At 68.7% G+C, this 25,447-nt stretch carries 22 protein-coding genes; 13 read left to right on the top strand and 9 right to left on the bottom strand.

Features of this window, described 5'->3' with window-relative positions; all coding sequences use genetic code 11:
• The first annotated feature begins 3 nt into the window (after positions 1 to 3).
• From ACMUOO_RS02935 to pgi, 5 genes are all read left to right on the top strand, one after another.
• Complete coding sequence (locus ACMUOO_RS02935; protein ID WP_301919910.1) at positions 4 to 1,647, top strand: ABC transporter ATP-binding protein; 1,644 nt, start codon at positions 4 to 6, stop codon at positions 1,645 to 1,647.
• Between the two features lie 80 nt (positions 1,648 to 1,727).
• Positions 1,728 to 2,717 (top strand): MDR family oxidoreductase, encoded by a 990-nt coding sequence (locus ACMUOO_RS02930; protein ID WP_301919911.1) that lies wholly within the window; start codon positions 1,728 to 1,730, stop codon positions 2,715 to 2,717.
• Between the two features lie 116 nt (positions 2,718 to 2,833).
• Complete coding sequence (gene zwf, locus ACMUOO_RS02925) at positions 2,834 to 4,303, top strand: glucose-6-phosphate dehydrogenase (protein ID WP_301919912.1); 1,470 nt, start codon at positions 2,834 to 2,836, stop codon at positions 4,301 to 4,303.
• A gap of 41 nt (positions 4,304 to 4,344) precedes the next feature.
• Entirely contained in the window at positions 4,345 to 5,016 is a 672-nt protein-coding gene (gene pgl, locus ACMUOO_RS02920; protein ID WP_301919913.1) for a 6-phosphogluconolactonase, read from the top strand.
• 22 nt (positions 5,017 to 5,038) lie between these two features.
• Positions 5,039 to 6,634 carry a glucose-6-phosphate isomerase gene (gene pgi, locus ACMUOO_RS02915; RefSeq protein ID WP_301919914.1) on the top strand — a complete coding sequence of 532 codons (1,596 nt, stop codon included), beginning with the start codon at positions 5,039 to 5,041 and terminating at the stop codon, positions 6,632 to 6,634.
• A gap of 6 nt (positions 6,635 to 6,640) precedes the next feature.
• On the opposite strand, the gene ACMUOO_RS02910 is transcribed toward pgi, so the two are convergent.
• Both ACMUOO_RS02910 and ACMUOO_RS02905 read right to left on the bottom strand, forming a co-directional pair.
• Positions 6,641 to 7,609 (bottom strand): glucokinase, encoded by a 969-nt coding sequence (locus tag ACMUOO_RS02910; protein ID WP_413854853.1) that lies wholly within the window; start codon positions 7,607 to 7,609, stop codon positions 6,641 to 6,643.
• 86 nt (positions 7,610 to 7,695) lie between these two features.
• Complete coding sequence (locus ACMUOO_RS02905; protein WP_301919916.1) at positions 7,696 to 7,857, bottom strand: hypothetical protein; 162 nt, start codon at positions 7,855 to 7,857, stop codon at positions 7,696 to 7,698.
• A gap of 45 nt (positions 7,858 to 7,902) precedes the next feature.
• On the opposite strand from ACMUOO_RS02905, the gene ACMUOO_RS02900 reads away from it, so the two are divergent.
• Complete coding sequence (locus ACMUOO_RS02900; protein ID WP_301919917.1) at positions 7,903 to 8,787, top strand: GNAT family N-acetyltransferase; 885 nt, start codon at positions 7,903 to 7,905, stop codon at positions 8,785 to 8,787.
• 6 nt (positions 8,788 to 8,793) lie between these two features.
• On the opposite strand, the gene speB is transcribed toward ACMUOO_RS02900, so the two are convergent.
• The 7 genes from speB to miaA form a co-directional block, all read right to left on the bottom strand.
• Positions 8,794 to 9,750, bottom strand: a complete 957-nt coding sequence (speB, locus tag ACMUOO_RS02895; RefSeq protein WP_301919918.1) for an agmatinase — start codon at positions 9,748 to 9,750, stop codon at positions 8,794 to 8,796.
• A gap of 57 nt (positions 9,751 to 9,807) precedes the next feature.
• Complete coding sequence (locus ACMUOO_RS02890; RefSeq protein ID WP_301919919.1) at positions 9,808 to 11,892, bottom strand: ABC transporter ATP-binding protein; 2,085 nt, start codon at positions 11,890 to 11,892, stop codon at positions 9,808 to 9,810.
• 90 nt (positions 11,893 to 11,982) lie between these two features.
• A complete protein-coding gene (locus tag ACMUOO_RS02885; protein WP_301919920.1) occupies positions 11,983 to 13,158 on the bottom strand; it encodes an ABC transporter permease in 1,176 nt (391 codons plus the stop codon).
• 1 nt (position 13,159) lies between these two features.
• Entirely contained in the window at positions 13,160 to 14,203 is a 1,044-nt protein-coding gene (locus tag ACMUOO_RS02880; RefSeq protein ID WP_301919921.1) for an ABC transporter permease, read from the bottom strand.
• Between the two features lie 104 nt (positions 14,204 to 14,307).
• Positions 14,308 to 15,957, bottom strand: coding sequence for an ABC transporter substrate-binding protein (locus ACMUOO_RS02875; protein ID WP_301919922.1), 1,650 nt, complete (start codon positions 15,955 to 15,957; stop codon positions 14,308 to 14,310).
• A gap of 175 nt (positions 15,958 to 16,132) precedes the next feature.
• The gene (locus ACMUOO_RS02870) at positions 16,133 to 17,089 is read right to left on the bottom strand and encodes an AraC family transcriptional regulator (protein ID WP_301919923.1); all 957 of its coding nucleotides are present in this window, start codon (positions 17,087 to 17,089) and stop codon (positions 16,133 to 16,135) included.
• Positions 17,090 to 17,225: 136 nt separating this feature from the next.
• Entirely contained in the window at positions 17,226 to 18,137 is a 912-nt protein-coding gene (miaA, locus tag ACMUOO_RS02865) for a tRNA (adenosine(37)-N6)-dimethylallyltransferase MiaA (protein WP_301919924.1), read from the bottom strand.
• Positions 18,138 to 18,235: 98 nt separating this feature from the next.
• Between miaA and pyrH the strand changes: the two genes are divergently transcribed.
• The 7 genes from pyrH to ACMUOO_RS02830 all read left to right on the top strand — a co-directional run bounded on the left by pyrH (position 18,236) and on the right by ACMUOO_RS02830 (position 25,383).
• Positions 18,236 to 18,967 carry a UMP kinase gene (gene pyrH, locus ACMUOO_RS02860; protein ID WP_301919925.1) on the top strand — a complete coding sequence of 244 codons (732 nt, stop codon included), beginning with the start codon at positions 18,236 to 18,238 and terminating at the stop codon, positions 18,965 to 18,967.
• Positions 18,968 to 19,076: 109 nt separating this feature from the next.
• Positions 19,077 to 19,640, top strand: coding sequence for a ribosome recycling factor (frr, locus tag ACMUOO_RS02855; protein WP_301919926.1), 564 nt, complete (start codon positions 19,077 to 19,079; stop codon positions 19,638 to 19,640).
• 56 nt (positions 19,641 to 19,696) lie between these two features.
• On the top strand, positions 19,697 to 20,425 hold the full coding sequence (uppS, locus tag ACMUOO_RS02850) for a polyprenyl diphosphate synthase (protein WP_301919927.1): 729 nt from the start codon (positions 19,697 to 19,699) through the stop codon (positions 20,423 to 20,425).
• The gene (locus ACMUOO_RS02845; RefSeq protein ID WP_301919928.1) at positions 20,422 to 21,216 is read left to right on the top strand and encodes a phosphatidate cytidylyltransferase; all 795 of its coding nucleotides are present in this window, start codon (positions 20,422 to 20,424) and stop codon (positions 21,214 to 21,216) included. Before uppS ends, ACMUOO_RS02845 begins: the two co-directional genes overlap by 4 nt.
• A gap of 3 nt (positions 21,217 to 21,219) precedes the next feature.
• Positions 21,220 to 22,410, top strand: a complete 1,191-nt coding sequence (dxr, locus tag ACMUOO_RS02840; protein WP_301919929.1) for a 1-deoxy-D-xylulose-5-phosphate reductoisomerase — start codon at positions 21,220 to 21,222, stop codon at positions 22,408 to 22,410.
• 3 nt (positions 22,411 to 22,413) lie between these two features.
• Positions 22,414 to 23,751, top strand: a complete 1,338-nt coding sequence (rseP, locus tag ACMUOO_RS02835) for an RIP metalloprotease RseP (RefSeq protein WP_301919930.1) — start codon at positions 22,414 to 22,416, stop codon at positions 23,749 to 23,751.
• A gap of 72 nt (positions 23,752 to 23,823) precedes the next feature.
• Complete coding sequence (locus tag ACMUOO_RS02830; RefSeq protein WP_301919931.1) at positions 23,824 to 25,383, top strand: ADP-ribosylglycohydrolase family protein; 1,560 nt, start codon at positions 23,824 to 23,826, stop codon at positions 25,381 to 25,383.
• Positions 25,384 to 25,447: the final 64 nt, after the last annotated feature.

The raw sequence follows: 25,447 nt of genomic DNA, 5'->3' as shown, positions 1-25,447 counted from the left end.
GCGATGAGCGAGTCATCCGCAAAGCCCGTCCTCCTGACCATGCAGGACATCCATATCGACGGCCGCTCCGGCGACACCTGGTCGCCGATCATCAAGGGAGTGGACCTGACGCTGCACCGTGGCGAGGTGATCGGCCTCATCGGCGAATCGGGCGCGGGCAAGTCCACGCTCGGCCTGGCCGCGATGGGCTTCACCCGCGACGGTTGCCGCATCTCGGGCGGCATGATCGATTTCGATGGGATCGACCTCCTCGCCATCCCGGAGCGCGAGCGGCGCGCGCTCCGCGGCAAGCGGATTGCCTACGTCGCGCAATCGGCGGCGGCCAGCTTCAACCCCGCCCACAAGCTTATCGACCAGTACTGCGAGGGGCCGGTGCAACACGGCGTCATGCCGCGCGAGAAGGCCGAGGCGGACGCGGTGGAGCTTTACCGCCGGATGCGGCTGCCGAACCCCGAGGAGATCGGCTTCCGCTACCCGCACCAGGTCTCGGGCGGGCAGTTGCAGCGGGCGATGACGGCGATGGCGATGTCGTGCCGGCCCGACCTGATCATCTTCGACGAGCCGACGACGGCGCTCGACGTGACGACCCAGATCGAGGTCCTGTCGGCGATCCGCGACATCGTCGCGCAGTTCGACACGGCAGCGATCTACATCACCCACGACCTCGCGGTCGTGGCGCAGATGGCCGACCGGATCAAGGTGCTCCTGCGCGGCGACGAGGTGGAGGAATCCGATACAAGGTCGATGCTCGCGGCGCCGAAGGAGGATTACACCAAATCGCTCTGGGCGGTGCGGTCCTACGCGCGGCCGGTGCAGCCGCCGGTCACCACGGGCGTGCCCGTCGTCTCGGTCCAGAACGTGACGGCGGGCTACGGGGCGGCGGACGTGCTGAAGAACATCGGCTTCGACATCCACGCCCGCCGCACGGTCGCGGTGGTCGGCGAGAGCGGGTCGGGCAAGTCCACGACGGCGCGGGTGATCACGGGTCTCCTGCCGCCGCGCCAGGGCCGGATCCTCTTCGATGGCCAGCCCTTGCCGCCGGACTACCGGCAGCGGAGCCGGGACCAGCTTCGCCAGGCGCAGATGATCTACCAGATGGCCGACACTGCGCTGAACCCGAAATTGCGCCTGCGCGAGCTGATCGGGCGGCCGGCGGAGATGTATCTCGGCCTGAAGGGCAAGGCGCTCACCGAGCGCATCCGGGACCTTCTGGCGTTGATCGAACTGGAGCCGGAAAAGTACATCGACCGGCTGCCGTCCGAACTGTCGGGCGGGCAGAAGCAGCGCATCGGGATTGCCCGCGCGCTGGCGGCCGAGCCGAAGTTCATCATCTGCGACGAGGTCACGTCGGCGCTCGACCAGCTCGTCGCGGAAGGCATCCTGAAGCTCCTCGACCGGCTCCAGTCCGAGTTCAACCTCGCCTACATGTTCATCACCCACGACCTCGCCACCGTGAAGGCCATCGCCGACGAGGTGGTGGTGATGCAGAACGGCCGGGTGGTTGAGCAGGGGCCGAAGGAAGAGATGTTCCAGCCTCCGCACGACCCCTATACCGAACTTCTCCTTTCCTCGGTGCCGGAGATGGACCCCGACTGGCTCACGCGGCTTCTGGCCGACAGGGCCGCGAGGCGCGCCGGGCAGGGCTGAGCAACGCCGATCCGGGGTAGCCTCGGCGTTCCGAATGCGCGAATGTCGGGGCAGGCATCGACTTCGGGGAGGGCGTCGCCATGAGGGCACTGATCGTCGAGAAGGGCGAGGACGGCGGCACTCGCGCCGCCGTGCGGGAGATCGCGGAAAGCCGCCTGCCCGAAAGCGAGGTGCGCGTCGCCGTCGAATACTCGACGGTGAACTACAAGGACGGGCTCTGCATCGGACCCGGCGGCGGGCTCGTGCGCAGCTACCCCCACATTCCCGGCATCGACTTCGCCGGCACCGTCGAACATTCCTCGGACCCGCGCTACGAGGCCGGCGACAAGGTCGTCCTGACCGGATGGCGCGTCGGCGAGGCGCATTGGGGAGGCTATGCCGAGAAGGCATCCGTCCGTGCCGACTGGCTGGTGCCGCTTCCTCCGGGGCTGACCACCCGCGCGGCGATGGCGGTGGGGACGGCCGGACTGACCGCGATGCTCGCGGTGATGGCGCTGGAGGATCACGGGCTGAAGCCCGGGCACGGACCGGTGCTCGTGACCGGGGCGGCGGGCGGCGTGGGCTCCGTCGCGACCGCGATCCTCGCGGGGCTCGGCCACGAGGTCGCGGCGGTGACCGGGCGGCCGGAGCAGGCGGAGTACCTGCGGGATCTCGGCGCGACGCAGATCGTACCGCGTGAGGATCTGTCGGAGGTGACGCGCAAGCCGCTCGAAAGCGAAAGCTGGGCAGGGTGCGTCGATGCCGTCGCCGGGGCAATGCTCGGCCGCGTTCTGAAACAGATGAAATACGGCACCTCGGTCGCGGCGGTGGGGCTTGCGGGCGGGGCGATGATCGAGGGCGCGATGGTCACGCCCTTCATCCTGCGCGGGGTCAACCTCCTCGGCATCGACAGCGTGATGCAGCCCTACGCCAACCGGCTCCGCGCCTGGCAGCGGATCGTCCGTGACCTGCCGATGGAGAAGCTGGAGGCGATGGTGGTGCCCGCGACACTTGCCGACCTGCCGCGGCTCGGGGCCGAAATCCTGAAAGGCAAGGTCCGCGGCCGCATCGTCGTTGACGTGCGGGCCTGAGCGGCACCGGGGATGCGGCGCGCGCGATGGATCGGCGCGGAAAGCGATGCTAGACTTTGCTCCGGCAAGGCGCTATGAGCGCAGCGCGTTAGCGCTAACATGAAGGAGCAGCGCGCATGGTCTCCAGGGTCATTCCGGTCGATCCCTTCGACCTCGTGGTGTTCGGCGGCACCGGCGACCTTGCCCGGCGCAAGATCCTGCCCGGCCTCTACCGTCGCTACCTGGCCGGCCAGATTCCCGAAACGTCGCGGATCGTCGGCGCCGCGCGCGGCGAGATGGATGACGCAGGTTTCCGCGCCTTCGTCGCGGACGCCCTGGGCGAATTCCTGCCCGAGGCGAAGCGCGATGGCGAGACCGTGGGCAAGTTCCTCGGCCATCTCCACTACGTCCCGGTGGATGCGAGGGGCGAGGGCGGTTGGGCCGACCTCGCGCGCCTCGTCCGCCGCGACGTCGTGCAGGCCTTCTACTTCTCTGTTGCCCCGGCGCTCTTCGGCGATCTTGCCGAGCGGCTCCACCGCTTCGGCATCGCGGCGCCGCACGCGCGGATCGTGGTCGAAAAACCCTTCGGCCGCGATCTGGAGAGCGCGCGCGCGCTGAACGCGACGCTCGCCGAGCATTTCGACGAGGGCCAGATCTACCGGATCGACCACTACCTCGGGAAGGAGACGGTCCAGAACCTGATGGCGGTGCGTTTCGCCAATATCCTGTTCGAGCCCTTGTGGAACGCCCGCCATGTCGATCACGTCCAGATCACCGTGGCCGAGACCGTGGGCGTCGGCGGGCGCGGAGCCTACTACGACAGGTCCGGCGCCATGCGGGACATGGTGCAGAACCACCTGATGCAGCTTCTCTGCCTCATCGCCATGGAGCCGCCCTACCGCTTCGATCCCGACGCCGTGCGCGACGAGAAGCTGAAGGTCATCCATGCGCTGCAACCGGTTCCTGTCGAGGACATCGTCCGCGGCCAGTACCGCGGCAGCGCGAAGAAGGGACCGGGGGGCGAGCCATCCTATGTCGAGGACGCCGAAAACCCCGCGTCGCGGACCGAAAGCTACATCGCGATGAAGGCGGAGATCGCCAACTGGCGCTGGAAGGGCACGCCCTTCTACCTGCGCACCGGCAAGAAGCTGCGCGCCCGCGCCTCGGAAATCGCAGTGGTCTTCAAGGAAGTGCCGCATTCGATCTTCGGCGAGGAGGAGGGATGGCGCGAGAACGTGCTCTCCATCCGGCTCCAGCCGAACGAGGGGATGACCTTGTCGGTGATGATCAAGGAACCGGGGCCGGGGGGGATGCGGCTGACCGAGGTGCCCCTGGACATGTCCTTCGCCGAGGCGCTCGGCGAGGAGGGCGCCGACATTCCCGACGCCTACGAACGGCTGATCATGGACGTGATCCGCGGCAACCAGACCCTCTTCATGCGCGGCGACGAGGTGGAGGCGGCCTGGGCCTGGAGCGATCCAATCATCGCCGGATGGGAGGCGCGGGGCGACCGGCCGAAGGGCTACGATCCCGGCTCCTCCGGGCCCGAGGATGCGCTGATGCTCCTGCACCGTGATGGCCGGCGCTGGCGCGAGATCCGGGAATGAGCGTCGGCCCGGCGCCCCGCACCGAAGGGGAGAGATGACCCATGGAAATCGTCGAGTATCCCGACCGCGAACTGATGATGATCGCTCTGGCCGACCGGCTGGCAAGCGAGCTTGCGACGGCGGTCCGGGGCAAGGGCAGCGTGAGCTTCTGCGTCCCGGGCGGTACCACTCCGGGGCCGGTCTTCGACACGCTTTCGGGCATCAGCATCGACTGGGACCGCGTCACGGTGTTCCTGAACGACGAACGCTGGGTGCCGGAAAGTCATGAACGGTCGAACGCACGGCTGGTGCGGCAACGGCTTCTGACCGGACGCGCCGCCGCGGCGGCCTTCGTGCCGCTTTATGCCGATACGCCCGAGCCGGAACAGGCGCTTGACGCGCTGACCGAGGCGCTTTCGCCCCACCTGCCAATCGATGTACTGCTGCTCGGCATGGGGGCCGACCTGCACACTGCTTCGCTTTTCCCCGGCGCCGACCGGCTGGCCGAGGCTTTGGCACCCGACGCGCCGGTCCTGATGGCGCTCAGGGCCCCGGGCGCGGGCGAGCCTCGGGTGACGCTGACGGCGCGTGTCCTGGCCGATGCGATGGCCTGCCACATCCTCATCACCGGGGCGGAAAAGCGTGCGGCCCTCGACCGCGCGCGGGGACTTCCGGCCGAAGATGCGCCGGTAAATGCCGTGCTGACGAACGCAACCGTCCACTGGGCGGAATGAACCGGACAGGAGACACCTCGGAATGAGCCTCTGGGACGACCTCGGATATCATCATGCCGCCCATGCCGACCGGCCGATCCTTTCGCTCTTCGAGGGGGCCGACCGGGCGCGGCATTTCTCGATCCGTGCCGACGGTCTTCTCTTCGACTACTCCAAGACCGGGATCGACGCCCACGCCCGCGACCTGCTGATCCGGCTCGCCGAAGGCGCGGGCGTGGCCCAGCGGCGCGAGGCGATGTTCTCGGGCGCGAAGATCAACGAGACGGAGGGCCGTGCCGTCCTCCATACGGCGCTGCGCAGTCCCGAAGGGCGAGTGACCGTGGACGGCCGCGACGTGATGCCGGAGGTCCGGGCAACCCGCGCCCGCTGCGAGGCCTTCGCCCGCGATTTGCGCGACGGGCGGTTCACCGGGCAGGGCGGGCGCATCACCGATGTGGTCAATATCGGCATCGGCGGGTCCGACCTCGGCCCGGCGATGGCGGCGACAGCACTTTCGCCCTATGCCGATGGCCCGCGCGCGCATTTCGTCTCGAACGTGGACGGCGCGCATGTCCATGACGTGCTGGCCCCCCTGAACCCCGAGACGACGCTTGTGATCGTCGCCTCCAAGACCTTCACGACCATCGAGACGATGACCAACGCGGAAACCGCGCGAAAATGGATGGCAGCCAAGGTCACCAGCCCGGCCGCGCAGTTCGCCGCCGTCTCGACCGCGCTCGACCGGACCGCCGCCTTCGGGATCGACCCTTCACGCGTCTTCGGCTTCGAGGACTGGGTTGGCGGCCGCTATTCGATGTGGGGCCCGATCGGACTTTCGCTGATGATCGCCATCGGGCCGGATCACTTCCGCGCCTTCCTTGCCGGCGGGGCGGCGATGGACGCGCAGTTCCGCGACGCACCCTTCGCCGACAACCTGCCCGTGATGCTGGCGCTCGTCGGCATCTGGCACAACCAGGTCTGCGGTCACGCCACCCGGGCCGTCCTGCCCTACGAACAGCGCCTGGCCCGGCTGCCGGCCTACCTCCAGCAACTGGAGATGGAATCGAACGGCAAGCGCGTGGCGATGGACAGCAGCGACCTTGCCATCCACTCCGGCCCGGTGGTCTGGGGCGAGCCCGGAACCAACGGTCAGCACGCCTTCTACCAGTTGATCCACCAGGGAACGCGGGTGATCCCCTGCGAGTTCCTTGTAGGCCGCGAGGGCCACGAGCCCGACCTGACCCACCAGCACCGCCTCTTGGTGGCCAATTGCCTCGCCCAGTCCGAGGCGCTCCTGCGGGGCCGCTCGCTCGACGAGGCGCGGGCGATGATGGCGAAGAGGGGTCTGTCTGACGCGGACCTCGACCGGCAGGCGCGCCACCGCGTCTTTCCCGGCAACCGGCCCTCCACGACGCTGGCCTACGACAGGCTGACGCCCTTCGTCCTTGGTCAGATCGTCGCCCTTTATGAACACCGGGTCTTCGTCGAGGGTGTGATCCTGGGCATCAACTCCTTCGACCAGTGGGGCGTGGAACTAGGCAAGGAGCTTGCTCTGGCGCTGGAGCCGATCCTGTCGGGCCGCGAAACGGCGGAGGGCAAGGACGGCTCTACCGCGATGCTGGTCGAGTACCTGCGCTGACGGCGCTCAGCCCTCGGCCAGGCGCCGGGCGCAGCCGGCAAGCGCGGCGTAGTCGTCCTCGATGATCGAGACGGGAAATGCCGCCGCAAGGGAGGAGAACCGCCCCTTTTCGCGGAAGGCTGCGGCAAATCCGAAGCGCTCGTAGTGCGCGGTGAAGGCGCGCGCCACGCCGCCGATCAGGTGGATGCCGCCGAAGGGCAGGTGGATGAGCGCCAGGTCGCCCGCAACCGTGCCGAGAAGCCGGACGAAGGCGGCCCCGGTCGCCTCGGCCACCGGATCGTCGCACCGGCCGATGGCCGCCATGATCGCAGAGGCATCGAGGCCGTCGTCCCGCCCGGCTTCGCGCGCGGCCCAGGCATGGAGCCGCTCCAGCCCGCGCCCCGAAAGCACGTCCTCCACCCCGGCGAAACCGTGCGCGGTCTCGACGAAGCGCATCAGGCTGAGGTCGGCCGCGCTGCGGACGGGAAGTGTCGCATGGCCGCATTCCGATGCGGTGACGAGGCGCCCGGCCGGGCCGTCATGAACCACCGCCGCATTGAAGCCGGTCCCGACGCCGATGACGAGCTGTGGCGAGGCGGCCCGCAGGGGTTCCGCCGTGCCGACGAGCGGCCGGAGGCAGTCGGCCGCGATATGGCCGAGTGCGTGGCCCTGCGCCTGAAGATCGTTGATCACCGCGACGTGCTCGGCCCCCGTGGCGGTGGCGAGTGCGTTGCGGTCGATGGTCCAGTCCAGGTTGGTGAGCCGTGCGACGCCATCGTCCACCGGCCCGGCGACAGCGGCACAGGCGCCCGCGATCTCGGGGCTGCCTGCCTCTGCGAGATAGGTCCTGAGGATCGGGACGAGTCCGGCATTGCCGGCGTTGGCGAAGCGGCGGATCGACGCGGGATCGACCGCGCCGCCCTGCGCGAGCGCCACGCGGGTATTGGTGCCGCCGACGTCCGCGACGAGGGAAAGGGGCTGGGCCATTCGCGTCATCCTGCCGGGTTGGCCCAGGGGGCCGCTACCCGGTGATAGGACGCTTTCGGGGTGGGCTTCAAGCGCGGCGACCGCGGCGCTGCCGGTCAGCCCGGCCAGATCAGCGTCATGGCGACGGTGAAGCCGGCGATGACGAGGAGGAAGGCCGAGGAGAGGCCCACGGCCAGCAGCGTGGCGGCCTGCCACGTGAGACGCGCGACGGGGGCGTGAAGCCCGCGGACGGCGGCGGGAAGGCGAGTCGCTTTCATGGTGCCATTAGGCCGGCGTTAGGTTTCCCCAAGCTTAATGCGTTCATGATAATCGTTTCGGCCGATGCGGCAAGCGACCTCTGGCGGGCGGGCCCCATGCCCCTGCAGCAGAGCCTTGCCTATGGTGCCGTGCTGGCGCGCTTCGGTGCGACCGTGGAACGGGTGGGGATCGTCGCGCCTTCGGGCGCGCGCGGGCGGGCGCAGGTGATCGCGCGCCGCGTCGGTCCCCTCGGGCTTCGTCTGCTGTCGCGCGGCCCGGTCTGGGTCGCGGCGCCGTCGGCGGCGGATCTGGAGACGGAGGCGGGGCTGGCGCTCCGCGCTCTCGGTCGGCGGTTCCGCCCGCTCGTCGCCACGCCCGAGATTGCCGGGCCGGGGCTGCCGCTCGTCACGCCCGGCCACCGCGCGCTGCTCGACCTGGCGGCGGAGCCGGGCCTGCTGCGGTCGCGGCTGGCGCCGAAATGGCGCAACCGGCTCGTCCGGGCCGAGGGCGCCGGCCTTGATCTGCGCCTCTCCTGGCCGGACGCTCCGACGGTCGCCCGGCTTCTGGCCGGGGATGCAATCCAGCAGAAGGCGCGGGGCTACCGGGCGTTGCCGGCGCGCTTCACCGAGGCGTGGATTGCCCGCGATCCCCGTTCGGCCCTCCTGGCCGAGGCGCGTCTCGGGGCGGTGCGGGTGGCGGCGATGCTGTTCCTGCTCCACGCGCCCTGGGCAACCTACCACATCGGGTGGGCGGGCGCGGCGGGTCGGCAGGTTCATGCGCACGCGCTTCTCTTGTGGCGGTCGATGCTGCATCTGCGCGATTTGGGGTTCTCCACACTCGACCTCGGCGACGTGAACACGGAGGATGCGCCGGGCCTCGCGCGGTTCAAGATCGGCACCGGGGCGCGGGTGGCGCCGCTCGGCGCAACGGTGCTGCTGCCGTTCCTGTAGCCGCGGCTAGAGTCCGCGCGCGTCGAAGACGAAGCCGAGGAGGTTCAGGAGAACCTGCGCCGCAAGGATGGCGGTCGAGCCGGTCGGGTCGTAGTCGGGCGCCACCTCGACAAGGTCGATCCCGACGATGTCGTGCGCCCGCGCCACGCCTTGCAGGATCTCCAGCACCTCGTAGTAGAGAAAGCCGCCGTGCGAGGGCGTGCCGGTCCCCGGCGCTATGGAGGGGCAGAAGCCGTCGATGTCGATGGTGACATAGAGCCGCGCGTCCCTGGGGATGCGCGCCAGAACCCCCGCCACCCCGAGCTTGCGCACCTGCCGGACGGAGAGGATGTCGGCCCCCATCGCGCGGGCCGCGTCGTAACCCTCCCTCGCGGTCGACGAGACGTTCCGGATTCCGAGTTGCGTCAGCCCCGTGACATGGGGCCTTTCCGCCGCGCGGCGCATCGGGTTGCCGTGGCCATGCCGGACGCCGTGGCGCTCGTCGACGAAATCGAGATGGGCGTCGATCTGCAGGATGTGGATCGGACCCTCACCATCGAAGGCGCGGATGCAGGGAATGTTCACCGAATGGTCGCCACCGATCACCACGGGAAGCGCGCCCGCCTTCAGGATCGCGCGCACCCCCGTCTCGATGTTGGCGTGGCTCCTTTCGGTGTCGGTGTGCACGATGTCGGCGTCGCCGATGTCGACGATGCGGACGGACGGGCCGAGATAGGTGCGGTCGTCCTCGTGGTCATAGGCGCCCGCGTGGCCGAAGGAGAAGAGCGTGGAGGCTTCGCGCACCGCGCGGGGTCCGAACCGGGCGCCGGGGCGGAACTGGGTGCCGAAGTCGAAGGGCGCGCCGAGGATCGCGGCATGGGCGTCGATGCTCGACCAGTCCTCGACGTAGGGCCGCTTGCCGAAGGTCGAGATGCCGACGAAGGGCAGATTGAGCCGCCCGCTTTCGTATCCGTGTCCGGTCATGCCGCGCCTCCCTCTTCGCGGTCAGGGTGGCGCGGTCCGATGCCGGCCGCAAGGGGCCTATTCGGCGGCGATCTTGATCACCGGCTCCATCGCGGCGAACTCCGCATCGGAAAGGTGGCACTTGATCTGGTGCCCGCCCGCGAGCATCCGCACGGGCGGCACCTCGCGCTCGCAAAGACCGCCGGGAACCTTCGATTTCCAACGGCAGCGGGTCTGGAAGGGGCAGCCGGGCGGCGGATTCATCGCCGAGGGGATGTCGCCTTCCAGCACGATGCGCTTCTTCTGCACATGGGTATCGGCGATGGGCACGGCCGAGAGGAGCGCCTCGGTATAGGGGTGGTAGGGCGGCGAGAAGACCTGATCGGTGGTTCCGAGTTCGACCACATGGCCGAGATACATCACCATCACCCGGTCGGAGAGATAGCGGACGATGGAGAGGTCGTGCGAGATGAAGAGGAGCGTCGTGCGGTTCTTGCGCTGGATCTCCATCAGAAGGTCGGTGACGGCCGCCTGGACCGACACGTCGAGAGCCGAGACGGGCTCGTCGGCGACGACGATCTTGGCACCGCCGGCGAAGGCCCGCGCGATGCCGACGCGCTGTTTCTGGCCGCCCGAGAGCTGGCGCGGCATGCGGTCGGCGAAGGCGCGGGGCAGTTTCACGAGGTCGAGGAGTTCCAGCATCCGCTTGTGCCGGTCGGCATCCGTCGCGCCTTCGCCGAAGATTTCCAGCGCGCGGATGATCTGCCGGCCAACCGTCATCGAGGGGTTGAGCGTGTCGAACGGGTTCTGGAACACCATCTGCACGCCCGAGACGGTCTCGGTGTTGCGGCTCTGGATCGGGGTTGACTGGATTTCGTTGTCGTAAAGCAGGATCTGGCCCGAGGTCGCGGTCTCGAGCCCCATGAGCACCTTCGCGAAGGTCGACTTGCCGCAGCCCGACTCGCCCACGATGGCGAGCGTCTCGCCCTCGTGCGCCTCGAAACTCAGCGTCTCGTTGGCCCTCACGACGCGGGTCTCGCCGCCGCCGAAAAGCGCGTTTGGCGAGACCTCGTAATACTTCTTCAGGTCCTCCATCTTGAGGACCACCTTGCCGATGGGCGTCTTCTCCGCAGTCTTCGCGGCCTTGGGGGGCGCGGCCCAGTCGATTTCCGACACGCGCAGGCAGCGCGTCTCGTGCCGGTCGTGGCCCGGCACCGCGGCCATCGGGATATCGCCGGCGTCGCAGCGACCGGCAACGAAATAGTCGCAGCGCGGGCCGAAGTTGCAGCCCGGCGGGCGTTCGTGGGGCAGGGGGAAGTTGCCGGGAATGGCGATGAGGGGCCGGGTCGTCTTGTCCGCGCCCGGCAGCGGGATCGAGCGGAAGAGCGCCTGGGTGTAGGGGTGCTGCATCTTGTCGAAGACATCGGTGATCGAACCGGTCTCCACCGCCTCGCCGGAATACATCACGCAAAGCCGGTTGCAGGTGTCGAGCACGAGGCCGAGGTTGTGCGAGATGAAAAGCATCGAGGTGCCGTACTTCTTGCCGAGGTCCTTGACGAGATCGACGACCGCTGCCTCGACCGTCACGTCGAGGGCGGTCGTCGGCTCGTCGAGGATGAGGAGCGCGGGCTTCGACATCAACGCCATGGCGATGACGATGCGCTGCTGCTGGCCCCCCGAAAGCTGGTGCGGGTAGGAGCGCAGGATGCGCTCGGGGTCCGGCAGGCGGACGTCGGCGACGACTTCGAGCGCGCGCTTCCAGGCCTCGTCCTTGCCGATACCCTCGTGGATCATCGGCACTTCCATGAGCTGCTGGCCGATCTTCATCGCCGGGTTCAGCGAGGCCATCGGCTCCTGGTAGATCATCGCGATCTCGGAGCCGCGGATGCCGCGGAGTTCCTCCTCGGTCATCGTCGTCAGGTCGCGGCCCTTGAAGCGGATCGTGCCGCCGGTGATGCGGCCGTTCTTGCCGAGGTCGCGCATGACGGCGAGCGCCACCGTCGACTTGCCGCAGCCCGATTCGCCCACCAGCCCCATCGCCTCGCCGGGCTGGACCGTGCAGGAGAAGTCCATGACCGCCGGGATTTCCCTCAGCCGCGTGAAGAAGCTGATCGAGAGGTTCTCGATCTCGAGGATCGGGCCGTCATAGTCCCACTTGGTCATGGCCTGTCTCCCTTTGGGTCGGGCGGGGGGATCTGCCCCCGGACACCCGCGGCATTTGCGGCAAGATGAAAGCAGGGGTGCCGCATCTTGTCAGTCCTTCAGGCTTTCCTCGCGCAGACCGTCGGCGAGGAGGTTGAGGCCGAGCACCATGCTCATCAGCGCGATCGCGGGCACGATCGCGGGGTGCGGCGCGATGGTGAGGAGCTTGCGCCCGGCGTTGATCGTCGAGCCCCAGTCCGGGCTTTCGGGGGAAAGCCCGAGGCCGAAGAAGCCGAGCGTGCCGAGCAGGATCGTCGTGTAGCCGATCCTGAGGCAGAAATCGACGATGAGCGGACCGCGGGCGTTCGGCAGAATCTCCCAGAGCATGATGTACCAGGGCCGTTCGCCCCGGGTCTGGGCCGCCGCCACATAGTCGCGCGTCTTGATGTCGAGCGTGATGCCCCGGACGATGCGGAAGACGGTGGGCGCGTTCACGAAGACGACCGAGACGAAGACGATGAGGATATTGCCCGGCACGTGGATGATGTCTGCAGCTTCGGGCAGAAGCGCGACCTTCGTCCCTGCCTCGCCGACGAGCGCGAGGTAGATGTAGCCGCCGAGGACGAGGATGACCGCAAGGACCTTCGTGCGGAAGGCCGGCGTCACGTAGTAGCGCGAGTTCACGAGGACCGCGAGGAAGACGAGCGGGAAGAGGAAGAGCACGATGGCGAGATACTGCGGCAGGCCTGTCGCCGCGATTTCCGGCGTGACGAGGAGGTAGAAGAGCAGGATCACCGGGAACGCGAGGATCAGGTTGGCGAGGAAGGAGAGCACGGTGTCGAGCCGCCCGCCGTAGTAGCCCGCAGGCAGGCCGAGCGTGATCCCCGCCATGAAGGCGAAGAGCGTGGCGAGGGGGGCGATGGCGATGACGATGCGGCTCCCGGCGACCATGCGGCTGAAGACGTCGCGGCCGAGGTGGTCGCCGCCGAGGAGATACCAGGCCGTGCCGTCCGGGACGGCGCTGCCCGGCGGCTTGTTCTTCATCTGGCTGATCTGGCTCAGCACGTCGTGGGTGACGATGAGGTCGGAGAAGAGGGCGGTGAAGACCCAGAACATGACGAGGCCGAAGCCGACCATGCCGATGGTGGAGTCGAAGAGCCGTCCGTAGAGGCCGAGCCGGCGCCGGTAGCGGGCCGAGACGGCGAAGGTCAGCACCAGCGCCAGCCAGACCGGCCAGAACCGCAGGAGGAGGGTGAGCAGGATCGTGCCCCAGCCAATGGCGTCCATGTCAGCTGATCCTGATGCGGGGGTTGAGGAAGACGTAGCCCACGTCGGAGATGAGCTGCGTAACGAGAACGACGGCCACGGCCACGACCGAGCAGCCGAGGAGGAGCTGGATGTCGTTGTTGCCCGCCGCCTGCACCAGTGTCCAGCCGAAGCCCTTGTAGTTGAACAGCGTCTCGACGATGACGACGCCGTTCAGGAGCCACGGAAACTGCAGCATGATCACCGTGAAGGGCGCGATGAGCGCGTTCCTGAGCGCGTGCTTCATCACGACGCCCCCGAACGACACGCCCTTGAGCCGCGCGGTGCGGATGTACTGGGCCGTCATCACCTCGGTCATCGAGGCGCGGGTCATCCGGGCGATGTAGCCGACGCCGTAGAGTGCGATGGTCAGGACCGGCAGGAAGAAATTGTCGAAGGTCACGCCGTCCATCGCGGCGGTGGCGGTGCCCTTGAACCACTTCAGCCCGACCGCCGACGACGCGAAGACGAAGATGAGGATGACGCCCGAAACGTACTCCGGCGTGGCCGTGGAGGCGATCGAGAAGGTGGAGAGCGAGCGGTCGAGCTTCGATCCCTCGCGCATCCCCGCGAGGACGCCGATGAGGAGCGAGGCGGGCACCATCAGCACGATGACCCAGAACATCAGCACACCGGTTAGACTGAGGTGATAGCGGAGCTTCTCTCCGACCGGCGCCTTGAAGAAGCTGGAGTAGCCCCAGTTGCCCTGCAGGACGCCGCAGAAGCGCGGCGCTTCGGCCGGATCGACGCCGGGGGTGAGACAGCGGCCGGTCGCCTTGCCGTCCTCCTCCCGGGTCCAGCCGGGCACGACGCCCAGCCATTCGCCGTAGCGGACGAGGAGCGGTCGGCCATGGCCGTTCTTTTCGAGCCAGCTCGCGACCTCGGCGTCCGAGATGCGGCTGCCGGCCTCGGACTTGGCGAGCTTTTCGAGGTTCGGCGGCAGGTTGGTGAGGAAGAAGACGACGAACGTCAGACAGAGTGCAGTCAGCACCATCGTCAGGACGCGCCGCATCAGAAACAGGGCCATGGTCTACCTCGTCCGTCCGTCCGCCCGGGTCGGGGGCAGGTACGCGGGGGAGCCGGGTGAAGCCGCGAGGGGCGCGCAGTCGGCGCGCCCCGGTTTCGGCCGGATCAGGCGGCGAGCCACCACTTGTAGTGGTGATGCTCGAAGGTCGGGTGCATGTCCGCGCCCTTCACGTTCTCCTTGTAGTGGCGATAGATCGACCGCCAGTAGGGCTGGATGAGAACGCCTTCGTCCTGCATGATCTTCTCGAGCTTGGCCATGACCTCGCGCCGCTTGTCGGCATCCGCGATGGACATGGCTTCCGACAGGAGTGTGTCGAACTCGGCGTTCGCAAAGGCCGTCTCGTTCCAGGCCACGCCGGACTTGTAGGCCAGCGCGAGGATCTGGACGCCGAGCGGGCGCATGTTCCATTCGGTCGAAGAGAACGGATACTTCGTCCAGTCGTTCCAGAAGGTCGAGCCGGGCAGGATGGTCCGCTTGATCTTGATGCCGGCATCGCGGATCTGCGCCGCCACCGCGTCGCAGGAAGCCGCCTGCCAGCCGTCGTCGAGCGAGATGAGCTCGAACTCGGTTTCGGCATGGCCGGCCGCGTCGATCATCTCCTTGGCCTTCGCCGGATCGACGACAAGCGGGTCCAGCTTGGCGTATTCCGGGTGGATCGGGCAGACGTGGTGATTTTCCGCGACCGAGCCGAGGTTGGCGTAGCCGAGTTCCAGCACCACCGCGTTGTCCACGGCCGTCTGCAGCGCCTTGCGGACGTTCACGTCCTTGTAGAGTTCGGCATCCTGGTTGAACCGGACGGCGAGCGTCGCCGCGGTGATCGCCTCGGACTTCGGCCAGCCGAGCCCGTCGAAGACCTCGACGAAGTCGCCGTCCGTGCGGTAGGTGATGTCGATCTCGTCCGCTTCGGCCGCAGCAAGGAAGGCAGAGGGATCAGTGCCGAGGTCGATATACTCGATCCGGTCCAGATACGGGCCGCCGTAGACTGCGGTGCCCCACCAGGTATGGTCGGGATTGCGGACCAGGACCTGCTTGACCCCCACCTCGTTCGATTCCGGCAGGTAGGCGCCGGTGCCGATCGGGTTCGCGGAGGGGTCGCCGTTGTCATAGGACTGGTGGACGACCGCGGCCGGATAGTCGGCCATCCCGACGATGATGGTGATGTCGGGCGCCGGCAGCGTCAGTTTCACCGTGTGGTCGTCGACCTGGGTGATGGCGCCGTCGCGCGCCTTCTTCGTGTTCTCGTCCACGAGCCCGCCCATCCGCGCGGCCATGGAATTGCCTTCCACGCCGGCATCGCACCAGCGCATGATGTTGTGGACGACATCGGCGGCCGTGAAGTCGTCACCGTTGTTCCACTTCACGCCCTGGCGCACCTTCAGCGTGTATTCCGTGGCGTTGTCGTTGATTTCCCAGCTTTCGAGCAACATGCCCCTGATCGAGCCGTCGATCTCGTACTCGACCATGTAGTCGAGCCAGCCGCGGCCGAAGTTCGCCAGTTCCGACCAGTCCCAGGTGCGCGGGTCCTTCTGGGCGCGCGTTTCCATCTGCATCCGGAGCGTGCCGCCGGCAACCGGCGTTTCCTGCGCGCGGGCCGGCGCGTCAAGACCCAGGAGGCCGTAGGCCGTGGCGCTGGCGACGCCAAGCGCCGAGGCCCGGGTCAGGAACTCGCGCCGGCTCATCGTTCCGGCGGCGACTTCGGCGGCATAGCTGAGTGCCGCCGGGTGAATCCGTGCGGGCATGTGGTGTTGGGTCATCGCTTCGTCTCCCTGTGAAGTGACGTATCTTGTTGTCGCGCCGGTGGACCGGCGTCTCTTTGCGCATGCACCTGCTTGCCCGGGCATATGCGCACCGATTTGGCGCACCCGTCAATGCCTGAAAACGGCATTCGCGGCACGTTTACGTCATTCTTAACGGGGTGCCGCCCGCGGATCAACCCGCACGGCGGAAGGCCGAGGGCGTCTTTCCGGCGCGGTGCTGGAAGGCGCGGGTGAAATAGGCCGCCGAGGTGAAGCCGAGCGCCTCCGCGATGCGGGCAATGGGCAGCCTGGTCTCGCTGAGCATCATCCGCGCCTCGAAGATCACCCGGTCGTGGAGAAGATCGGAGGCGGAGCGGCCGCAGGTCTGGTTGCAGACGCGCGTGAGATGCGTGGGCGTCACGCCGAGCGCCCGGGCGTAGTCGGACACGCCCTTGCCCGAGCGGAACTCGCCCTCCAGAAGCTCGGTATAGCGCGCGGCGAGCCGGCGGGCGGCATCGGGTTTCTTGCCGTCCAGAGCGGTCTCGCCATTTCGTTCCAGCCAGACGCCGAGAAGCCCGAGGTGATGGCGCGCCGCGCGCTCGGCGCCCGGCCTTCCGCTTTCCAGTTCGCGCTGGATGTTGTCGATCAGGCCGGAGAGTTCCGCCTGAGGGCCGACCTCGCGCACCCTGAGGTGGAGCGGCACCGCCGGCAGGTCGAGCGTGCAGCCGCGACCGAAGAAGACAGCGTTGCCATAGGACTGCGGACCGGCCTCGTAGCCGTACATCGTGCCGGCGGGAATGAATACGGCGTTGTGGGCGCCGTAGCCGCGGGTCACGCCGCCCACGGTGATCCGGCCCTGACCGCGGGTGAACCACAGGAGCAGCGGCTCGGAGATCGAGCGCATCGCCTCGATCCGCCAGCGCCCGCCGGCCGCGAGCCGGGCAAGCGGCACGACCCGCACCGGTGTCGTCGCCGGGGCCTCGGGAATGGCAGGAAGCGCACGGGCCACAGGTGCACCGGCCTTGGGCGCGCCCTTGGAGGCGGCCGTCTTGCGGCCTTCGGGTTTCGCGCCTCCAGCCGCCTCCGGCGCCTGGGGTTCCGCCGGTCGGTCGGAGAACTGCGACAGGGGCGTGCCGGAAAAAAGCTTCACGGGCGGTTCCTTGGGTCTCGCCCGGGCGATGGCGCAGGGCAGGGGGATTGGCGAGCGGGATATTAGAGAGCCGGCCGGCAAACCCCAAGGGAAAAATATGCGGAATCATGAGGATCGGCGGGGCGTGGCGCATCCGTCACGGCACCTGCCTCCAGTTCCAGCCCCGCATCCGGGCGCGAAACCAGGTCCGCTGGCGCTTGGCGTACTGGCGGCTCGCCGCCTGGGCGCGCCGGGTGGCTTCGGTCAGCGACAGCTCTCCCCTGAGGTGTGCGACGAGTTCCGGCGCGCCGATCGCCCTTGCCCAGAGTGCTGCTGGATCCCAGCGGTCGAGCACGGCGCGTACCTCGTCGAGGGCGCCCTCCGCCAGCATCGCCTCGAACCGGCGGTCGATGCGCATCGCCAGCCAGTCGCGGTCGGCATCGAGCACCAGCGCCGTCGCCGCTGCGCGCGGCAGGAGAGGCGGGCCGGTCTCCGCCTGCCAGTCCGCGAGGCCGCGCCCTGTCGCCCTGAGCACCTCCCAGGCCCGCTGGATGCGGGCGGGGTTCCGCCGGTCGATCCGCGCCGCCGTCGCTTCGTCGAGTTCGGCCAGAAGCGCCTCGGGCCCGCGCAAGGCCATCGTCGCGTCGGCCTCGGCCCGAACCTCGGGCGGCACATCGGGGATATCGGCCAGTCCCTCGGTCAGGGCGCTGAGATAGAGGCCGGTGCCGCCGGCGATGATCGGGCGTTGCGGCCCCGCGAGGAGCGGCGCCACCTCGCGCAGCCAGTGACCGACGGAATAGTCGGCGTCCGGCGCGACATGGCCGTAGAGGCGATGGGGCGCGCGCGCCTCCTCGGCGGGCGAGGGGCGGGCGGACAGGATGCGCCAGCAGGACCACACCTGCAGCGCGTCCGCGTTGACGACGACGCCGCCCTGCGCCTCGGCGATGGCGAGGGCCAGCGCCGACTTTCCGGATGCGGTCGGCCCGGCGATCAGCACCGGTCGGCCGGGGTCGATATCGGCGATGAAGTCCAGCGTCCCGTCCGTTCCTGCGCGCCGGCGTACACCCAACCCAAGGTCAGCGGGAATCCCGCCGACCGTGGTTGAACCCGCCGCCGATTTCCGCCATCTTGCGCCGCAATCGAGAAGGCGGCAAGCGGAGCAGCGGCATGGATGGGGCGGAAGAACCCAAGGTCAAGTACAAGCGCGTCCTTCTGAAGATCTCCGGCGAGGCGCTGATGGGCGACCAGGGCTACGGCCTGCATCCCCCGACGGTCGCCCGCATCGCGGCCGAGGTGAAGACCGTCCACGACCTCGGCGTCGAGATCTGCATGGTGATCGGCGGCGGCAACATCTTCCGCGGGCTGCAAGGCTCCGCCCAGGGGATGGAGCGGACGACGGCCGACTACATGGGAATGCTCGCCACGGTGATGAACGCACTCGCCATGCAGGCGGCGCTCGAGGCGCTCGGCGTCTTCACCCGCGTCATCTCGGCCATCCCGATGGATCAGGTCTGCGAACCCTACATCCGGCGCCGTGCCGTCCGGCACCTCGAGAAGAAGCGCGTCTGCATCTTCGCGGCCGGCACCGGCAACCCCTATTTCACCACCGACACGGCCGCGACGCTGCGCGCCAACGAGATGAACTGCGAGGCCATCTTCAAGGGCACCAAGGTCGATGGTGTCTACGACAAGGACCCCAAGAAGTTCCCCGACGCCCGGCGATACGACACCGTGAGCTACGACGAGGTGCTGCAGAAGCACCTCGGCGTCATGGACGCCTCCGCCATCGCGCTCGCCCGCGACAACCGGCTGCCGATCATCGTCTTCTCGCTCGACGAGCCGGGCGGATTCCGGGGCATCCTCGCCGGAAACGGAACTTACACGCTCGTCGGCGGTTGAAATCCTATCGCCGTTTACGGCTTTCGTGCTAAAGGGCCGGGCGAAGGCTGAACGGCCAGACGCGCAAGTGGCGACCCCGGAAAACGCCGGGAAAATGACGGAAAGACCCATGTCCGACGACATCGACATCGACATCGACGATCTGGAGCGGCGGATGGAAGGGGCCATGACCTCGCTTCGCCATGAATTCGGCACGCTTCGCACCGGCCGTGCCTCGGCCACCATGGTGGAGCCGATCATGGTCGATGCCTACGGCGCGCTGACGCCGGTCAACCAGGTCGGCACGATCAACGTGCCCGAGCCGCGCATGGTGACGATCAACGTCTGGGACAAGGCGCTGGTCTCGAAGGTGGAAAAGGCGATCCGCGACAGCGGGCTCGGCATCAACCCGCAGCTCAACGGCACGATCATCATGCTGCCGATCCCGGAGTTGAACGAGGAGCGCCGGCGCGAACTGACCCGCGTCGCGGCCCAGTACGCCGAACATGCGCGCGTGGCCGTGCGCAACGTCCGCCGCGACGGGATGGACCAGATCAAGAAGGCGAAGGGCGACGGCATGAGCGAGGATGATCAGAAGTTCTGGCACGACGAGATCCAGGCACTGACCGACCGCTACATCGCCGCCGTTGACAAGGCACTGGAAGGCAAGCAGGCAGAGATCATGCAGGTCTGAGAGGGCCGCGCGCCGGGCAGACCGGCGCTTCCGGGGGCGGAAAGGGCAGAGGGCCAATGGCCGCGAAGGACATCACGGGAGAAAGCCCGGCTCATGTCGCCATAATCATGGACGGCAACGGGCGCTGGGCGACCGCGCGCGGCTGGCCGCGGCTCGTCGGCCACCGCCGGGGGGCGGAGCGCGTGCGCTCCATCGTCGAAGCCGCGCCGGGGCTCGGCATTCGCTACCTCACGCTCTACGCCTTCTCGACGGAGAACTGGAAGCGTTCGACCGAAGAGGTCATCGGCCTCATGACGATCTTCGCGCGCTACATCCAGTCCGAGGCGCAGAGGCTGTCGGCCGAGGGCGTGCGCCTGCGGTTCATCGGCGGGCGCGAGCGGCTGGACAAGAAGCTTCAGAAGCTGATGGCCGGGATCGAGGCGCGGACGAAGGACAACGACCGGCTGCACCTGACCGTCGCCATCAACTACGGCGGCCGCGACGAGCTTGCGCGCGCCGCGCGCGCGCTGGCCGAGGACGTGGCGGCAGGCCGGATCCGGCCGGATGAGATCGACGAGGCCGCCTTTGGCCGGCGGCTCGATACCGGCGACCTGCCCGACCCCGATCTCGTCATCCGGACGAGCGGCGAGATGCGGATCTCCAACTATCTGCTCTGGCAGTCGGCCTATGCCGAATACGAATTCACCGACACGCTCTGGCCCGATTTCACGCCCGACGAACTGGCCACGATCCTCTCGCGTTACAACCGGCGCGAGCGCCGCTATGGCGGCGCCCTCACGGCATGAGCGACTCCGCAAAATGGGGTGATCTCCTCCCCCGGTTGATATCCGGCGTCGCCATGGCGGTGGGCGGGCTTGCCCTCATCTGGCTCGGCGGACCCTGGTTCGCGACCCTGGCAACGGTGGCGGGGGGCCTGATGGTCTGGGAGCTTGCGGCGATGACCGACCGTTCGCGGCCCGACGAGGCGGTGACGGTCGGCGCGGCCGCGGCGATGATCCTGGGCGTGGTCTTCTGGACGCGCGACCCCTACCTGGTGCCGCTCGTCCTCCTGCCGGCCCTCTATGGGCTCGTCCGGCCCAAACGGCCGATGCGGGCGGTCTTCGCCGTCTATGCGGCGCTTATCATGGTGGCCTGCTACGGCCTCGTCGCCTTCCGCGAGGGCTATGGCCTGCTCTGGCTTCTCTGGCTCATCCTCGTCGTCGTCGTGACCGACATTGCGGGCTACTTCGCCGGCCGTATCCTCGGCGGCCCGAAGTTCTGGCCGGCGGTGAGCCCGAAGAAGACCTGGTCGGGCACCGTCGCCGGCTGGGTCGCGGCGGCGCTCGTCGGCGCTGTGTTCCTGCGCTTTTCCACGGCCGGGGTGGACCTCCTCTGGATCTCGGCGCTTCTCGCCTTCGCCTCGCAGATGGGCGACATCGCCGAAAGCGCGATCAAGCGGCGGTCGGGCGTGAAGGACAGCTCGAACCTTATCCCCGGCCACGGCGGGCTCATGGACCGCTTCGACGGGCTTCTCGGCGCGGCGATCCTCATGCTTCTGGTGGCGCAGTTGACGGACGTGCCGTCCGTCCGGTTCTGAGCGATGCGCAGCCTCTCGATCTTCGGCGCGACCGGGTCCATCGGCGAAAGCACCATCGACCTCGTCGCGCGGCAGGGCGGACGGGAGGCCTTCCGCATCGTCGCCCTCACCGGGGGCTCGAACGTCGGCCGGCTCGCCGAACAGGCGCGCACGCTCCGGCCGGAGGTGGCGGTGATTGCCGACGAGGCGCGGCTCCCGGACCTCCGCGAGGCGCTGGCGGGCAGCGGGGTCGAGACGGCGGGCGGCGCTGTGGCGGTGGCAGAAGCGGCGGAACGCCCGGCCGACTGGATCATGTCGGGCATCGTCGGCGCGGCGGGGCTGGTGCCGGGCTTCCGCGCCCTTTCCCACGGTACCACGCTCGCGCTCGCCAACAAGGAAAGCCTCGTCACCGCGGGACCGCTCCTGATGGCCGAGGCGCGGCGCCACGGCGCCACCATCCTGCCGGTGGACAGCGAGCATTCCGCGCTCTTCCAGGCGCTCGGCGGCGAGGATATCGCCACGGTCGAAACGGTCACGATCACCGCCTCGGGCGGCGCGTTCCGCGACTGGCCGCTGGAGCGGCTGTCGCGGGCCACCGTGGCCGAGGCGTCGACCCACCCCAACTGGGTGATGGGGCAGAGAATCACGATCGATTCCGCCTCCATGTTCAATAAGGCGCTCGAAGTCATCGAGGTGCATGAGTTCTTCGGCATCGCGCCCGAACGGATCGAGGTTCTCGTCCATCCCGAATCGCTCGTCCATGCCCTCGTGGCCTTCCGCGACGGCGGCGTGATCGCCCACCTCGGCGCGCCGGACATGCGCCATGCCATCGGCTACGCGATGAACTGGCCGGAGCGTGCGCACCTGCCGGTCGCGCGGCTGAACCTCGCCGCCGCCGGGCGGCTCACCTTCGCGGCCCCCGATCCGGCGCGCTACCCCGCCCTGAGGCTCGCGCGCGGAGTGATGGAGACCGGCGGACTTGCCGGGGCGGCCTTCAACGCGGCGAAGGAGGTGGCGCTCGACGCCTTCATCGCGGACGCCATCCGGTTCACCGACATGGCGGGCGTGGTCGAGGGCGTGCTCGACCGGCTTTCCGGCCTGGGCGGGCTTGAGAAACCCGCCGAGAGCCTCGATATGGTGCTCGACATGGACCGCACCGCGCGCCGTCTCGCCCGCGAGGCGATGCGCCTGCCCGCCGCAGCCGAGAGGACCTGAGACTTGGACCTGCCTGCCTTCCTGACCTCGCTCGGCGACACGCTCTACACCGTCGGCGCCTTCGTCCTGGCGCTCTCGATCATCGTCGCGGTACACGAATACGGCCATTACATCGTCGGCCGCTGGTCGGGCATCCATGCCGAGGTCTTTTCCATCGGCTTCGGTCCCCGGCTCTGGAGTCGGGTGGACAGGCGCGGTACCCGCTGGCAGGTCGCCGCGGTGCCCTTCGGCGGCTATGTAAAATTCCTCGGCGATGCCAACGCGGCCTCGGCCGGGGCGGACGACGCGACGATGCGCCGGCTCTCGGCCGAGGAGCGCCGGCACACGATGCACGGCGCGCCGCTCTGGGCGCGCGCGGCCACCGTCTTCGCGGGACCCGCCTTCAACTTCCTGCTCTCGATCGCGGTCTTCGCCGTGACGGTCTTCGCAACGGGCGTGGCCACCGACGCACCCGAGATCCGCGCCCTCAAGCCGCTTCCCGTCGCCCATGACCTGCAGCCCGGCGACCGCATCCTCGCCGTGAACGGCATCGACACGCCGGACTACAAGGCGCTCGGCACCGCAGCCGACGCACTGCCCGATACCGAAACCGTGGACTACAGGGTGCTGCGCGGCGGGCGCGAAGTGACCGTCACGGGCCCCACGCTCCTGCCTGCGCTGGTTCTTTCGGTCCTGCCGAGAAGTGCCGCGATGGATGCGGGCCTGCAGGAGGGTGACGTGATCCTGTCGATGAACGGAACGCCCACGCCGCGCTTCGACGACCTGCAGGGCATCGTGAAGGCGAGCGGTGGCAAGCCGCTGACGCTCAGCGTCTGGCGGGATGGCGACACGTTCGAGACGACGCTCGCGCCGCGCGAACGCCCCGTGACCACCGAGGACGGCGGGCTGGAGACCGGGTACCAGATCGGCATCTCGGGGAGTTTCATGTTCGAGCCGGCGACGCGGCGGCCGGGGCCGCTGGAAGCCCTGGGCATGGGCGTGTCGCAGACCTGGGGGGTGATCGAGACGACCTTCACCGGCATCTCCGCGATGATCGCCGGCAGCATCTCCACCTGCAACGTCAGCGGCCCGGTGGGCATGGCCCAGGCAACCGGCGCCGCGGCAAGCGCGGGGCTCTCCTCTTTCATCTGGCTCACGGCCGCGCTCTCGACCGCGATCGGGCTTCTGAACCTCTTCCCGATCCCGGTTCTGGACGGCGGTCATCTGGTGTTTCACGCCTACGAATGGGCACGCGGCCGGCCCCCCTCGGACCGCTTCATGAACGCCGCCATGGCAGTCGGTCTGACCGTGGTGCTGGCACTCATGCTGTTCGGGCTGACGAACGACCTGTTCTGCCGGTAGGGAAGGGTCCGCGCCGCCCTCGCGGCCACGAAGCGGTCCGGCGGCGACATGTCGAAGGGAAGGGAGGCCGGGATGCGCACGTCAGCGACTCATCCGCTGGAAATCGACGGCTTCGACCTCGCGCGAGGCCGCGTCGGTATGACGCTCTGTCCGGGGCGAAAGGGGAGTTCGATCTCCGGTGCAGACTGGAACCGCGATCTTGCCGCCGATGTGGAAGCCATCCGGCGCTGGGAGGCCGATATCGTCATCTCCCTGACCGAGACGGAGGAAATGGCGCGGCTCGGCGCCGGCGACTTGGGTGGGGCGCTGCGAGAGGCCGGAATCGAGTGGCTGCATCTGCCGATCCGCGACGTCGCGGCGCCGGCGCCGGACTGGCATGCCAAGTGGCGGTCGGCCTCGGGGCGCGTCCACCAGCGGTTGGAGGCCGGTGGCCGCGTCATGATTCACTGCAGGGCGGGGCTGGAACGAACCGCCGTCGCCGCGGCGCTCTTGCAGTGCGAGCGGGGCGAGAGCCTCGCCGACGCACTGCACGTTATCGCGCACGCACGGGGGGGTGCCGGACCCTTGCCGCATCAGCGCCGCTGGCTCGAGGAGGTCCTGGCAGAGGGGGACCGGGAACGGCAACTCATCCGCGCGAGCCTCTTCGGGGGCGCCATCGGCGACGCGCTTGGCGCCGAGATCGAGTTCTGGTCGCTGGCGCAGATCCGTGCCCGTTTTCCGGGCGGCCTCGACCGCATCCTGCCGCATGACGGGCTGCCGGCGGCCGTGACCGACGACACGCAGATGACCCTGTTCACCGCCGAGGGGCTGATCCGTGCTGCGGTGCGCGGACACCAGAAGGGCGTCTGCCATCCGGCGTCAGTGGTACATCATGCGCTTCTGCGCTGGCTCGCCACGCAGGGCGAGACCGTGAGGGTCGAGACGATCGACCGCGACACGGGACTGATTCTCGACCCGCGCCTGCACCGTCGTCGTGCGCCAGGCAACACCTGCCTCTCCGCCCTGCGCGCCAGCCGTCATTTCGGCGAGATGGCGAGGAACGACAGCAAGGGCTGTGGCACGATCATGCGTGTGGCGCCCATCGGCCTCTGCGGGGCCGGGCAGATCGACAGCCTTGCCGACGAGTGCTCGCACCTCACACATGGCCATCCGACCGGACGCGACGCGGCGCGCGCCTGGGCGCATCTGCTCGCGCGCGTGCTTGCGGGTCAGGACCTGGCCGAGGCGGCTCAGGCGGTGCTGGCAATGGCGTTTGAGCCTGCGACCCGGCGCATGATCGAGGCCGCGCTGCGCGCTCCGACCGACGGCCGCCCGGAAACGATCGAAAGGCTGGGCGGCGGCTGGGTGGCCGAGGAGGCGCTTGCCATCGCCCTCTACGCGGGGCGCGTGGCCTCTGGCTTCGAAGACGGGCTGCGCATCGCGGCCACGCATTCCGGCGACAGCGACAGCACCGCCGCCATCGCGGGTAACCTCCTCGGTCTGCTCTTCCCGGCCGAGGCCATGGCGCACGACTGGCGCCGGCAGGTGGAATGCGCGGACCTCATCGACCGGATTGCCGGTGATCTCCATCGCGCCCGGCGCGGTGGCGGCGATGACATCGATCGGCTCGCCGTCTCCTATCCCGGCTGGTAACCCCGTGCGGACCTGGCGACCGGGCACCCCCGTTTCGCCGCGCATCCGCCGCAAAGCTGCCATA

The organism is Albidovulum sp. (assembly GCF_041919395.1).
In the GTDB taxonomy this organism is placed as follows: Bacteria; Pseudomonadota; Alphaproteobacteria; order Rhodobacterales; family Rhodobacteraceae; genus Albidovulum.
This window is presented reverse-complemented; position numbering and strand designations above follow the sequence as displayed.